Here is a 14,004-nt window from a genome sequence, read left to right as displayed (position 1 = left end):
CAGCTACCGCTCGCTCTGCGGGTGGCCGCTGATTGAATGCGCGGAGTCCCTTGTCGCCGCTTTCGGCTAGCCCGCATCCCCGATTTGCGCTCAGATGCGGGATGATGAAATATGCGGGTAGGGCGCCGCTGCCCGCGCCGACAGCGCCGCTCACTCCGGCAGCCGGAGCGATTGCCCGGCGAATTTTTCCTTGAGGAATCGCCCGTGCACCAATAAACCCTGAGCGTCTTTTTCGAAGAGGCTCTTCGCGAGGTCGTGCAAGGCGCGATCGAGCAGGTTCAATTGATCGTTCAGCGCTTCTTCGGCGGTCTTGCCGCCGCTCAACCGTTGCGAGCGGACCAAGGCCGGCGGCAGTTGCAGATATTGGTTGACGGTATCGGGCAGATAATCGAAGGCGATCTTGCGCACTTCGAAAGGTGTCAGGTCGAACAGGTCGTTGCCGCCGTCGGTCCGCTCCATGAGAAACGTCAGTTTTTCCTCGATATGCTGCAATGTGAGCAACGTGTTTTCGTCAACCCGTTCGCGCAAAGTCTCTCTCAAGGGAGCGAGCCGTTCTTTCCATAACTTGACCTGCGGCGAAACCCTGTCGGCATCGCCCGCGGTCCGGCGTATTTCCTGATCGATCAATTCGTTCGCGGCGCGTTGCAACTCACCTTTGAGTTCAGCCAACTCGATTTCGGCGCGTTTGAACGGAGGCAGGTTTACGGGGAAAGACAGCATTTGTTTCAGGATGGACGGAAACCGCAGCAAGGCCCGTTCCCTCAGCGAATCGATCGTTCTCGGCGCGAGACCGATACCCTCGAAATGGGGTGCAATGATCTTGATGACGTCAAAGGTTTCCTGAATCTGGTCCGCGATCGGCGCCGGCAACCGGCGATGGGCTTTGCGGACCAGCTTTTCGGTCCGCCTGAGTTCTCGCGACAGGCGCCAGGAGACCTCCGGCATCGGCGTTTCGGTTCCGGCCGGCAGCAAAGCCCAAAGCGCCAGATAAATCCACATCGTCAGGCTGAACGAAAAGAACACCGACAAGACGAACAGAAAGCGCACCAGGGTGACGTCGACGCCGAGATAATCCGCGATTCCCGCGCAGACGCCGCCCAGCCGGCGCCGCTGGCGGTTGCGTTGGAGTTTGGGGCTGGAACTCATTTTCTGGAGCGGTCGGAACGGATTAGCGGTATTCGGATAGTCCATATTCGGCATGAGGTCAGATTCTAAACGAGAAGTCGACACTTCGAGCGAAAACCGGCCGGAAAGTTTCGAATCCCGAAACGCCGGCCGGCGAAGCGGATGGATAGACCTGGGCATTCGGCGCGATGACGCGGTTCGATTCGGGTAAGATAGCGCGTCATGAGCCGGAGCGCGAAGTGCGGAAATACCGGCGATGAGCGATATGGACACAGGAAGGAATCCGATCGGCCTCGCCGAACCGGTCTCCGAGATGGCGAGCGTCGATTGGCAGACTTTGGTCGATCACAGAGTTTGCGTTCAGCACGATGAGCCTTTGGCCAGCGTGTACGAGAAGTTTCGGCAGGCCGATGTCGCTTTCATGGCGGTATTGGACAAGAAACGGATAATCGGTTTGTGCGCGCGCTACGAGATCGGCATGCGGCTAGGCTCGCAGTACGGATACTCGCTGTTCGCAAAGGCGCCGGTCCGCGATCATCTGGTCGCGCAACCTTTACTGATCGATACCGGGCAACTCTGGGTCGACGTGCTTCGGCGCGTGTTTTCGCGGACCGGAACAAGCTTCAATCAGGACGTGCTGCTGGCGGACGATAGGGGCACGTTTCTGGGGCTCATTTCGGTACAGACGCTGGTCCGCCTGCAAACCCGGCTGCTGACGGAGAGCATCATGCAATTGGAGCGGAAGCAGGCCGAAATCAGCCGGCGCAATCAGCAATTGACGGAAGACCTGCGCATGGCCCGCGAGGTGCAATCGGCCATGTTGCCGCGAGCCATGCCGACCATTCCTCCCGGCGTCGCGCCGGAGGCCAGTATCGTGCGCGTGTCCAGCCGCTATGCGCCTCTCGGTTTGGTGAGCGGCGACTTTTTCGAGGTTTTTCCGGTTTCCGACAGCGCCATCGCCATTCTGATCGCCGACGTCATGGGACACGGCGTGCAGGCCGCTTTGGTGATGGCCATGATGCGGGCGCTGATTCAAGATCATAGCGATGCGGCCAGCGATCCGGGGCGGTTCCTCACGGCGCTGAACCAAAGTTTCTGCGGGATATTGAAAGGCAGCAGCCTTTCCACGTTTGCGTCCGCTTTTTCGCTGGTGATCGATGTCGGAGCCGGCGAGCTTCGTTACGCCAATGCCGGACACCCTTGTCCCATCCACCTGTCCCGGAGAGCCGGACGCGCCGTATACCTGGACTGTGTGCAGTCGAGCAACGGCGGCGTACTGGGCGTGAAATCCGACGTGACCTATCGCACCGGAAGCGCCCCGTCGAAGGCGCAAGACGCGGTCTTGCTGTTTACCGATGGGCTGTTCGAAGTCCGGGGAAAGGAGGATGATATTCTGGGTCGGGAGCGCCTGCTCGCGTTGGCGGCGGCAAGCACGCAACAATCGGGCGAGGGTTTGGTTCAGGCGCTGATCGACGGCGTTCGCGACTTTTCGTCCAGGGGACAATTCGAAGACGATGTCTGTTTGGTGGCCGTGGAAATCGGCGATATCCTGCCCGGCAAACCCGAGCGACGCCCTTGAGCGGGCCGGACGGCGCATGTTCGAAAACGATCCTGTGGTTTGGATATGGCCTATGTTGCTTTCTGCTTATGACCGGCTGCGCGCGTCATTCTAGATTCTCCACGTTGACCGGGGAGCCGCCGGTCGTCATCGCCCACCGCGGGGCTAGCGGCTATTTGCCCGAACACACCTTGGCCGCCTATAAACTCGCGATCGAGCAGGGAGCGGATTTCGTCGAACCCGATCTGGTCTCCACCAAGGACGGCGTGCTGATCGCGCGTCACGAGCTGAACATCACCGAAACCACGAACGTCTCCGAGCACCCGGAGTTCGCCGCCCGCCGCACGATCAAGGTCGTCGATGGCGCAAGCGCGGAGGGCTGGTTTGCCGATGACTTCACCCTTGCCGAGATAAAGACCTTGCGCGCGAAGCAACGTCTTCCGTTTCGCCCGCAGCAGTTCGACGGCCTATTCGAAATCCCGACGCTTCAGGAAATAATCGAGCTGGCGAAGCGCGAAAGCGGGCGGAGCGGGCGCGTCATCGGCATTTATCCGGAAACCAAACATCCCACTTATCACAGATCGGTCGGTCTGCCGCTGGAGGAAACGCTGGTTGAGACGCTGAAGCGGCACGGATTGAACGGCAGAACGGCGCCGGTGGTGATCCAATCCTTCGAGACGGCCAATTTGAAGGCCTTGAGGAAAATGACCGAGGTTCGGCTCGTGCAGCTCATCGAGGGCATCGGCCTTGCGCCGGACGGCGGCGTGATAGCGGGCAAGCCGTACGATTTTGCGGTCAGCGGCGATCCCCGCACCTATGCGGATCTTCTGACCGAGGACGGATTGGCCGAGATTGGAACGTATGCCGACGGCATCGGGCCGTGGAAGCGCTATCTCGTCGGTATCGCCGGAACCGGCGGCATTGACGCACAGGCGGACGACGCTCATAAAAAACTCGGACCTCCGACCTCCGTAATCCGGGATGCGCACCGCGCCGGCCTGTTCGTTCACGCCTGGACGTTTCGCAACGAACCCCGCTATCTCGCGAGCGACTATGGCGGCGATCCGCTGGAAGAGTATCGGCAATTTTACGACTTGGGCGTCGACGGTGTTTTTTCGGATTTTCCGGATACGGCGATCGCCGCTCGTGCAGCCGACGAAAAACAGCCGGATCAAGTTCCGCGATAGATTTCAAAATGACCGTTGATCAGATGGCGGACGAAGTCAGTCCAGGACATCCGTTGCGTGGGTTCAGCGCCTGGCATCCAGGCATTGGGAGCGTACCGTATCGTCACCGTGTTTGCCGTCGAATCCAGGTCGACGATCTGGAAACGATTGCCGGAAAGATGGTCATGCCCCAGGTGTTTGCTCATGCGCTGAGTCTCCTGACTTAAGTAGTCTCAGATGAAAGTCGGACGAGGAAACTCAATATTGTAATCCAATACTTACAATCTGTAGGCATTTTGACCTTTTGACAAGGTTTTGGCGGACGAGATCGCATGGCGCGTGCTTGCGTTTCACGAAGCCCGTTGCGTCACGAGCTTGTCAAATTGTCCGGGTAAGCTCGTCAACCGAAAAGGTAGAAGGAACGCTCCATATGCAAAACGAGTTTATAAAAATGATCGGGCGCCGGCCCGTTTATCCGGCCCGAAAGGACTGGAATGAGTTTTCCGGGAGCCCTCGGCCGGAAGCGGGCCGGCGTGAGCGGGAGCGCCGGAAAGACGAAGTGCCGCGAGACGAGGCGGTCCGTCAAGCGAGCCGAGCGGATCGGGATTGACCATCGGTTTGCAAGAAGCCGCGGGAATACGGGCGGATTGAGGCGCTTCCCCGCCGGCTGCGGCGAAGAAGCGCTTTATGAGCCCGATTGAGCCGGCTCGCGAGGTCGCTACAACGATTTCAGATATTCGACCACGTCGCGTTTTTCCTGGTCGCTCAGACCCAAGCGGAAACGCTCGTCGTAACTGTTCACCACGTCCAGCAAGGTTTTGAAGCGGCCATCGTGGTAAAAGCGCCCTTTGTTCTCCGGACGCATGAACAGACCGCGTTCGCGCACGAAGATACCGGCCAGGTTCGTCGTCTTGTAAGCGTCGCCGGGCGCCCGATTCGCCTGGAAACCGTCGATCTTCATCTCGTCGGGCGTGTGCAGGTTCCAGCCCGGCTCGGTCCACAGCGGTTCGACGTGGCAACTGCCGCACTTGGCTTTGCCGCCGAACAGTTCATCTCCCCGTTCGGCCGCTTCCGCATCGAAGTCCACGCCGGCTTTCGGCTTGGGCGCGGGCAGGGCCAGTTGATAGACGTGGAGCGCCGGCAGCTTGGGCGTGACTTTGTCTTCGTCCGGATCGACGGAGATGTGACCGAACCCTTTCGCCGCGGCTATCGGAAACTTGTCGGCGTTATCCAGCCTGGGATCGAAGAACGTGCCGACCCCACGCAGTTCCAATACGGCCACGAACGCATTCCAGTAAGGCACGGTTCCCCAATCGCCGGTCCAGGTATGCTGATTGAAGCCGGCGAGTCCAAAGGCATCGGGAATCAGCGTGGCAGCCGGCTTGCCTTCCGGGGTGAACGCCTTGCCGTCGAGCAGGAGTTCCGCATCGAACTTGCCGGGCCCCCAGCTCTTCAGCACGTCGCGCACCTTGGAATCGGTCATGTCGGGGTGAACGACTTTCAGCAAATCGATGATCGGTTGCAGGTTGGGCGCGAGGGCGATGATGGCCCCGACGTTGAGATCGCGATTCGCCCATCCGTCCAGGCGCTCGCCGATGCCCGGGACGAGCGAATCGTTCACCGTGGAGTGGCAGAGGGCGCAGGTGAGGCCGACGGATTTGAGCGAGCCATCGGGGTTGAACGTGCCCTTGACGCCCAACACGGCGTCCTGCTTGATCAGGGTCAGGGTAACCGTCGCATCGTTCAGATCGACGGCGCCTTGCTTGAGTTGTTGAACGACCGCTGTCGGCAGCGCCTTTACGTCCACCTTCAGACCCAGATCCAAGGCTTGTTGCGGTGTCAATCCGTTGCCGACTCCGCCGAAACGCTCGCCTTCGATGGCCTTGTGCAACTGAAGCGCGTCGCTCCAGAATTGCTCGTCGCCAAAACTATCGAAGCGGAAAATCTCCCGCCCCTGGCTGACCATTCGGGCCGCATTCCGGACAACGGGATCTCGTCTCGACAAGGAAGCCGTGTTGGTCCCGGCTTCGATCGATTTGCCGGACTGATGAGAATCGCCGGCAAACGCTGCCAGGCTGAACACCAGCCCTGCGACTGACAGACATATCGGAGCAAGTCTCCGGGCGATATGGTCGACTCCATCCATAAGTCTTTCCTCGTGATTCCGATATGGTTTTCCGAGCGGGTTCAAGCCGCTCTCCTCCTTGAAATATTCAACAATCCGGACGGCGAAAACACCCGTAGAATTACTGTGCGCAAAGAAAACAAAACCCCATTCGAACCGCCCTTATCCCGGCCGTCTTCCGACGGAAGAGAGCGCTTTTACGACACTCTCCAGGGGACGAGAGATTTTTGCGACGCTTTTCGGAGGCGGCAGGGGCTTTCGCGAATTTGTTTTTTGGGCTGTCAGTCGTTTCTGAAATCACGACGAGGCGGGCAGGTTTATTGGCCGGGCCGTCAAGCGCTTCTACTATGGGGTATCTCGAAAAACCGTGCACTTCGACCCGCCCGGTGCGAACGGTTCCGCTCGTGCCGAGCCTGTCGAAGCCTGAACGGGGCAGGTTTTTCGAGGTGCCCTATGGGTTTCGTATGACTCGAGAAAGCCTGTTTCCGGTGCGGAAGGACCGTAATTGCGGCGTCGGCCGTCGCTTGCCGGGACGCCGCTGAAGGCCATGCCCCGGCGTCGCACGGCCCGCGTGGAGTGCAGCGAGCGGCGGGCGCCGGATCGGTGCGATTCGCCGCCTTGCGTTCCGAGTCCGCGCTTCTGCCGCCGGGTTCGCTTTGAGGGAACTCTGATTAAGTCCTTCGGCAGGCCTGTCCTGAGCCGAGTCGAAGGACATGAACGGAATCAACTCGTTCAGATCTTCTTTAAAGGCGAATCTCGTCCGATCCGCCCAGTTCGAATTCTTTTATGGCTTCGGCCTGTTGCTCGCCGCGGACCCGGTCGAGATAGGTCTTGGCCTTGTCGACCTCGTGCGACAGAAGCTCCACGGTCTGTTTCATGTTGCCGAGCGCTTGGGTCTTGTAAGTCGCTATGGCGTCCATGGTTTCGTAGATGTTCTCGAACGCCTGTTTCAGTTGATCTAGGGATACGGCCGAGCTGGCGGCCTGTTCGTGAGTGCGCGCCGCTTGCTGTTTCAGGAGGCGGGACGTGGAGGCGATGAGATTGCCGGTGGTGGTGTTCAAGGCGGAAATCTGATCCAGCACCAGCTTTTGATCGGTGAGGGCCTGTGCCACGATGACCGCGGTTCGGAGCGCCGATACGGTCGTCGATGTGGCACGGTCGACGCCTTTGATCAGCTCCAGGTTGTTCTTGCGGATCATGTCCATCGACAAATAGCCCTGGATGGTCACGGCCATCTGGGTCAACAGATCCTGAACTTTCTGGCGGGTGTAAAAAAGCATCTCCTCCCGGACGACACGCGCTTTCTCGGGATCTTGCGCCTCGATTTCCGGCAGGCGGCGCTCGATGGCCTCGTCGAGTTTCTTGCCGACGTATATATACTGTTCGAGCCGTTGCATGACCTCCCAGGCGTGAACTTTCTCCTGCTCCAAGGCGGCATTGTCCTTGCGGAGTTCGTCCTGGCCGTTGTACAGCGCCTGGATGATGGCGTTCAGATGCGTTTGCGCGGACTGATAACTCTCGAAGTAATTTTTCAGCTTGCTGCCGAGCGGAATGATGCCGAGCAGTTTGCGCGGCGCCAGGAGATCGCCTTGCCGTGAAGGGTCGAGTTGCTCGACGGTTGCGCGCAGCTCCTGAAGCGATTTCGAGATGTTCGAAGACTCGTCGTACACCCCGGAGTTCATGGCCCGTATCGGACGTTCCAGGAGCCGGTTCGAAACCGTCGCGGCGGTCCTGATCTCGCGATTGCCCATGTTGTGCACGCCGGACAGCCGTTCCCGGAATTCGGTGTCGTTGACATCGGCAGCCAGAACGGCCTGCAGGAATTCCGCGATTTTCTCGTCCAACTTGGAGATGGTTTTTTGGTCCAGCTTGACCATGCTGGTCGCTTGTTCCTCGTCGATCTCGGGGACCGGCTGGGGCGGAGTCAAATTTAAAGTGTCGTTCGAAGGGGCTTCGGCCATGGTTTTCTCCGGATTGAACTACGGTCAGTGAGAACTCGCACTCCATTAGATCGAATTCGAGAGAATTTATCGAATCCTTCGTTGCGGATCACGGTTAGCCGATATTCCTAATCACGATCGCGGCGCCGCCGAGCGGGCTTCGCTCGATCGCGAGCCGGCCGAGATAGGTCCGCACGATGGAATCCACGATGGCGAGACCGAGGCCGTGTCCGGGTACCGACGAATCGGTGCGCTCGCCGCGGCGGGTAACGCGCTCGGCCACATACGCCGCGATGCCGGGGCCGTCGTCGTCGACCCGCAATTCGAGGCGTGAACTCGTTCCCAAGGGTTCCAAGACCGTCCGGGCGCTCAGCTCGACCCGGCTTCGGCACCACTTGAAGGCATTGTCGAGGAGGTTTCCCAGGATTTCGAGCAAATCGCCCTCGTCTCCGTGAAAGACGACGTCATCGTCGACCATGATTCGGCAGTCGACCCGTTTTTCGGCATAGACTTTGGCCAATGCCGCGGCGACCTGCCGGGATTTTTCCGCGACGCCGACCGGCGGGGTCAGATGGGTGCGGCCGGAGGCGGCGGCTCGCTTGAGTTGGTACTCGATGATGCGAGTCATGCGATCGATCTGTTCCTGTGCCACCGCGCCGATTTCGGCATCGGCGTCCGAATCTTGCTTCTCCACGGCGCCGCGCAACACGGCCAGCGGCGTTTTCAGGCTATGCGCGAGATCGCCCAGCGCATCCCGGTAGCGCGCGAGGTGCGATTCGGCATTGACGAGCAGCGCATTGAGATTATCGGTCAGGCCGCGCAGTTCGTCGGGATAGTTGCCGGTCAGCTGGTTCGTTCGCCCGGCTTCGATGGCCGAAAGATCGGCCGCCACTCGGCGCAGCGGCGAGAACGCCCAGCGCAGAATGGCGCCTTGCACCAGCAGCAGCACCAGCGCGGCGGCGCCGAGCCAGGTCCACAGGCTGCGCCGGAATTGATTGACCTGTGCATAGAATCCATCCAGGGTTTCGGCTACGCGAAACACGCAGCGCACCGCCTTTCTGCGCTCTTCTTCCCAGAGCACGCCGAAACTGAGCACATAGACCGGCGTGCCGTCTTCCAGCACGGCGTTGCTGAACTTGGCGGCGCCGGTTTCGGGTGCCGGCGTGGAAGGGATTTCGATGCCGGTTGCGGACAGGGATCGCCAGTCCGGTTTGCGATTGCCGCGCCGAATATCGGCGTAAAGCCCGGATCCGGTTTGGTTGAAGCGGGGTTCGTGCAGGTTTTCGGGGCCTTTCATCACGCCGCGGGCGTCCAGCTCCGAGCCGGCCAGGAGGGTATAGACGAATCCTTGCAGTCTGTCGCGCATGGCGGCTTTGGCGCTATCGCGAAAGGCTTTGTCGAGGACCAGGCCGGTGGCGCTGAGAAAGGCGATCAGTACCACGCTGGCGACGAGCAGTCCTCGCGTCTGAAGGGAATAGGTCATCCGGGCGCGCGTTCCAGGGTAAACCGGTAGCCGCGGCCGCGAAGCGTCTCGATGGGGCGGTGAACGTTCCGGGGATCGAGTTTCCGGCGCAGCCGGGCGATGAATACCTCGATCACGTTGCTGTCCAGATCGAATTCCTGATCGTAGATGTGTTCGGTCAGCGCCGTCTTGGAGATGACCTTGCCGGTATTCAGCATCAGATATTCGAGGACCTTGTATTCCTGGGCGGTCAACTCCACCGGCCGGCCGTCGACGCGCACGCTCTGGGCTCCGGTGTCGAGCGCGATCGGGCCGCATTGCAGCACGGATTGAGCGATGCCGGCGGACCGCCTCAACAGCGCCTTGGTCCGGGCGAGCAGTTCTTCGAAGTGGAAAGGTTTGCTCAGATAATCGTCCGCTCCGGCGTCCAATCCCTCTACCTTGTCTTGCCAGCGGTCGCGAGCGGTGAGGATCAGAATCGGAAAATTGAGGCCGGCGGCGCGCCAGCGCCGGATGACGTCGATGCCGGATATCAGCGGCAGTCCCAGGTCGATTATGGCTAGATCGAACGGGTATTCGCTTCCCAGAAAGGCCGCTTCCTTGCCGTCGGCGGCAGTGTCGACGGCGTAGCCGAGGGCCTGCAAGCGCGATTTGAGCTGGGCGCGCAGTTCGGTTTCATCTTCGACGATCAGAAGGCGCATGAGGATTGCTTCGTCTTGGCTGGATTCACGGGCTTGGCCGGCGAGATGCGCGAAAACGGATTTCGGAACGAGGCTTCCGACGGCTCATCCTTGGGCATCGACATAGAAGACCCGCACCCGGCCGTCCGGCATCAGCACCTTGATGCGGTAAGTGACGCCGCCGCCGTTTCTGACGGTATCGGCCGCCAGGATGCGGCCGCCGGTTTCGCGCCGGATACGCTGGATGGCTTCGTCCAGGCTTATGCCGGGCCGGAGCTGAGGCTGGCGCGCGATGAACGGCGCGACCAGGCCTTCCGGACCGAATGGCGGCTGCGGGTAGGCCGGAAATGCCGTCGACAGCAGACAGCCGAGAATGATGGGCAAAAGGCGTTTGTTTATCACGCGGTTCGGTGCGACCACGGTATTTGCGGAGAACGCGCCGGGCCGCAAAGAGCCGCCCGGCGCCGCGATAGGCGAAGCATAACACTGTCGTTTCCGGGGCGACAGCGGGCTCTGTCGAGCCAGGGAGATCGGATGTCGCTTGTCTGCCGGCGTCAATGGCCGATTTCGTGTCCCAATACGGCTCCGGCGACCGAGCCGGCGATGATGGCACCGTGATTGCCGTAGCCCGCCTGTTCCCCGACCATGCCGCCGAGGACGCCGCCCGCAACGATCGGCAACGCCCCCGACAAGCCGCCATGCCGGCGGTAGACGGGGTATTCATCGCGATAAATCACCCGAGGCGCCTGGTAGTAGTGGCGGTGTACCACGCGCGGCTGCCGATAATAGTAGGGCGCGGGTTCGTAGTAATGCTCGATCACTCTCGGGGCGTAATGGTCGTGGTGATGATGGCCGTGATGATGGTGGCCGTGGCGATGACCGTGGCCCCAGGAGTCGGCGCGGACGCCTGATCCGAAAGCGAGTAGGACGATTGCGCTTAGGGCTATGATTTGATTCAGCGGTTTCATGACTTGATCCCCGTTCAAAAATTCGAAACTGGCGCCGGACCGTAATCTGTAGCATTTTTTCCGGCAGGGTGAAGATAGTCTTTCTTTCCTGAACGGAAGCTGAACGGGCGCGTGCCGTTTCAAACGGGACGGCTTTCCTGTCGGGATTCGGCCGAATCAGGCAATCAGCTTCAGGCCGGGCGGCAACGCCTCGCCGAAGATGCGCTTTTCGTCCGCTTCGGTGAGATCTTTCACTTCGGACACCATGCCGATCCAGGATTCCGGCGCTTTGCCGGCCTTCAGCCGCTCGACCACACGCTGCCCGAGCGCCGGATCGATGTCGCGCTCCCGATCGCCGCTGAGCCTCGCGATGAGCGCGGCGGCGAAGCCGGCATGCGGCTCTTTCCTGAAGTCACGGCTCAGGATTCGGTCCAGCCATTCCTCGGCGGTGACGCGGGAAACCACGTTGTGCACGCTGCCGTGGAACGGCACGCGGGCGCCCACTCGTCCCAGCGCCCACCAGCTTTCGGCGGGTTCGCTGGGCTTGGCCAGGCGCTGGAGCAGCCAGTTTCCGAGTTCGGTCTTTTGGGATGCCGGGAGGCGTTCCAGCACGGCCGCAAGCCTCACCATGTCTTCATAGCTGCGCTTTTTGGCGAGCGCGGGGAGATTGCCGCGCCGGGCGGTCTCGGGGTTGATGAAGTCGGCCAGATCCCCGAAGATCGAAAGCTGCGCCTCCTCGCTCAAGCCTCCGGCCAGGCGGCGCCAGAAGGTCCACCATTCGGTCCAGTTCTGGACTTCGTTGACGAATTGCAGTCCTTGCCCGTAGATGGCAAAGACCTGTTCGACCCGCCAATCGTCCAGCGGATAGCCGAATCCGGGACGAAGGCAGTATCCGGTCAGGCTGAACCACAAGCGCTCGTGCTCGGCCGACCGCCGCCGGTGAGGCAGGCCTTCCAGCAAGGCGCCGAACAGATCGCGCAATAACGCGGTATCCCAAGCGGCTCTGTGGCCCAGAATCCTTTCGAGTTCGCCGCGCAATCCCTTGACAGGCTTGGCGTCGGCCGCTTTTGCTTTTTTGCCGAAAACCAGCCGAATTTTCTCCTCGGCCTGATCGAGCCGGGGATGCCGGCGGGTTTCGGGCAATGCCGTCTGCGGAGCCGCTTGCCGCAACTGAAATTCGATCTTCCAGCGCCGCTCGGCATCGTCGGCCGCCACGCAGTGCAGGTCGAGGGTCCCGACCTCGGTCAGGGAGGCCGCGACCCGCACGGCTTGCTCGGTCCGTCCTTGCGCGCTTTCCCGGTCCAAGACGACGGCGAGGGGCGGCAAGTGAACGAAGCGATCCTCGTCGATGTCGGCCAGGTCTCCCGCCTGGAAGCGCCGGTCCTCGCTGGACGAGGCCAGGTTGAAACGCACCGGTTGTCCGAGCCTGAGCAGGAAGGTGCGGTCGGTCAATACGATTTCCCGGTCTTCCTCGGTTCCCCTCGGCAGAATGCAGATACCCTTGGGCGCCTCGTCCCGGCCGGTTTCCACCACCAGAAAATAACTGCGCGCCGAGCCGCCGCCGATGCGCTGAACGGCATGACCGCGCCTTGCGAGGCCGTAGGCCACGGCGCCGTAGGCTACGGCCAGGTCGGGGCGGTCGTTTCCGAGCAGGACGGGGCAGTGTTTTCCCCAGGAGGTCACGAGTTCCACCAGGCGCCGGGCTATGACCGAACTGCGAAACATGCCGCCGTTGAGCAGCACGGCGTCGGGGACGGGTTCGGCGGAATCCGAGCGGAGCGCCTCGCGAGCGGTTTCGAAGTGTTGCGTCAGAAAAGCGGCGAGATGTTTGCTGATCGCGGGATCGGCGACGTAGGGCAGACCGAATTCGACCACGCCGCTGCGCTTCCGGTCGGGATGGTCGGCGAGGCTCACCCGCGGAAAGAAACCGTCGAGCGCGATACCGCGGACCTCGTCCCGGGTCAGTTCGACCGAACGCGCGCCGCCGATGAGTCGGGCTCCGGCGCCGAGCAGCGTCACGCTTGCCGACTCGGGCGCGTCGGGGGCCAGCAGCCGCTCCTTGGCCAGCCGGCATTGTTCGACCAACTGGGACAACTCGGCCGCGGACAGTTTTCGGTCTTCGCCCATCAGCCGGCGTTCGGCGAGATGCGCTAGGGTGAGGTCGATGTTGTCTCCGCCCAGCATCAGATGATTGCCGACCGCGATGCGGGTGAGCCTGGGTTCGTCCTCGGCCGGCTCGACCTTGATCAAGGTCAGGTCCGTGGTGCCGCCGCCGACGTCGCAAACCAGCAGCAAGCGCACGTTATCGAGTTGCTTGCGCAAGGATTTGCGATGATTCCAGAGCCAGTCGTAACAGACCGCCTGCGGCTCCTCGAGCAGGCGCACGTTCCGAAGCCCGGCCAGGCGGGCCGCTTCCAGCGTCAAAGTGCGCGCAGCCTCGTCGAAGGAGGCCGGCACGGTGACCACGATTTCCTGATCTTCCAGCGGCGCCTCGGAGTGATGGTAATTCCAGGCCGAACGCAGGTGGCGGAGGTAGCTTGCGCTGGCTTCGACTGGGGAGATTTTCGGAATCTCCTCCGGCGCGCCCCAGGGGAGAATGGCGGCGGTCCGGTCCGCGCTCGCATGGGACAGCCAGCTCTTGGCGCTGGTCACGAAACGTCCCTGGCTTTTCGAGCCCAAGACCCGCGCCAGCTTGCCGATGACAGGACGATAAGTCGGTTCCGGTTCCGGTTCCGAAGAGGGCCAGGGCAGCCGTGTATCCGCTTCGGTCAATTCGTCCGGCGATGCGTGATAGCGGGCGGAAGGCAGCAGCGGCTCCGCGGCGATTTCGCCCGGTGCAACCAGTTGGTCGATGTGAAAAAGCCGGATTTCGGCTCGTGCGGCTTTAGCGAGATCGGCATAAGCGGCCACGGTGTGGGTCGTGCCGAGGTCGATGCCGACGAGGTAGCAGGGAGACTGGGTTGATGATTCGGGCATGTGTTAGAGCGTTTTCGGATTTGGT

At 61.4% G+C, this 14,004-nt stretch carries 11 protein-coding genes; 2 read left to right on the top strand and 9 right to left on the bottom strand.

From position 1 onward, the window contains the following. Positions 1-150 precede the first annotated feature (150 nt). The gene (locus ACWJKU_RS10725; RefSeq protein WP_454142295.1) at positions 151-1,200 is read right to left on the bottom strand and encodes a PspC domain-containing protein; all 1,050 of its coding nucleotides are present in this window, start codon (positions 1,198-1,200) and stop codon (positions 151-153) included. Between the two features lie 181 nt (positions 1,201-1,381). Between ACWJKU_RS10725 and ACWJKU_RS10720 the strand changes: the two genes are divergently transcribed. Together ACWJKU_RS10720 and ACWJKU_RS10715 are read left to right on the top strand one after the other, a co-directional pair. Beyond that, positions 1,382-2,704 carry a PP2C family protein-serine/threonine phosphatase gene (locus ACWJKU_RS10720; RefSeq protein ID WP_454142294.1) on the top strand — a complete coding sequence of 441 codons (1,323 nt, stop codon included), beginning with the start codon at positions 1,382-1,384 and terminating at the stop codon, positions 2,702-2,704. A 104-nt stretch (positions 2,705-2,808) separates the two neighbouring features. Next, the gene (locus ACWJKU_RS10715; protein WP_454142293.1) at positions 2,809-3,870 is read left to right on the top strand and encodes a glycerophosphodiester phosphodiesterase; all 1,062 of its coding nucleotides are present in this window, start codon (positions 2,809-2,811) and stop codon (positions 3,868-3,870) included. Here ACWJKU_RS10715 and ACWJKU_RS10710 read toward each other — a convergent pair. From ACWJKU_RS10710 to ACWJKU_RS10675, 8 genes are all read right to left on the bottom strand, one after another. Continuing rightward, positions 3,855-4,055, bottom strand: coding sequence for a hypothetical protein (locus ACWJKU_RS10710; protein ID WP_454142292.1), 201 nt, complete (start codon positions 4,053-4,055; stop codon positions 3,855-3,857). The genes ACWJKU_RS10715 and ACWJKU_RS10710 overlap by 16 nt on opposite strands. A gap of 512 nt (positions 4,056-4,567) precedes the next feature. Continuing rightward, positions 4,568-5,995, bottom strand: a complete 1,428-nt coding sequence (locus tag ACWJKU_RS10705) for a hypothetical protein (RefSeq protein ID WP_454142291.1) — start codon at positions 5,993-5,995, stop codon at positions 4,568-4,570. Positions 5,996-6,717: 722 nt separating this feature from the next. After that, complete coding sequence (locus ACWJKU_RS10700; protein ID WP_454142290.1) at positions 6,718-7,935, bottom strand: toxic anion resistance protein; 1,218 nt, start codon at positions 7,933-7,935, stop codon at positions 6,718-6,720. A 94-nt stretch (positions 7,936-8,029) separates the two neighbouring features. Further along, complete coding sequence (locus tag ACWJKU_RS10695; protein WP_454142289.1) at positions 8,030-9,397, bottom strand: ATP-binding protein; 1,368 nt, start codon at positions 9,395-9,397, stop codon at positions 8,030-8,032. Continuing rightward, positions 9,394-10,077 (bottom strand): response regulator transcription factor, encoded by a 684-nt coding sequence (locus tag ACWJKU_RS10690; RefSeq protein WP_454142288.1) that lies wholly within the window; start codon positions 10,075-10,077, stop codon positions 9,394-9,396. Before ACWJKU_RS10690 ends, ACWJKU_RS10695 begins: the two co-directional genes overlap by 4 nt. Before the next feature lie 84 nt (positions 10,078-10,161). After that, on the bottom strand, positions 10,162-10,458 hold the full coding sequence (locus tag ACWJKU_RS10685; protein WP_454142287.1) for a PepSY domain-containing protein: 297 nt from the start codon (positions 10,456-10,458) through the stop codon (positions 10,162-10,164). A 152-nt stretch (positions 10,459-10,610) separates the two neighbouring features. Beyond that, entirely contained in the window at positions 10,611-11,024 is a 414-nt protein-coding gene (locus ACWJKU_RS10680) for a hypothetical protein (protein WP_454142286.1), read from the bottom strand. Positions 11,025-11,180: 156 nt separating this feature from the next. Then, on the bottom strand, positions 11,181-13,979 hold the full coding sequence (locus tag ACWJKU_RS10675; RefSeq protein ID WP_454142285.1) for an Hsp70 family protein: 2,799 nt from the start codon (positions 13,977-13,979) through the stop codon (positions 11,181-11,183). Between the last annotated feature and the right edge of the window lie 25 nt (positions 13,980-14,004).

Source organism: Methylocaldum sp. MU1018 (assembly GCF_053646775.1).
This window is presented reverse-complemented; position numbering and strand designations above follow the sequence as displayed.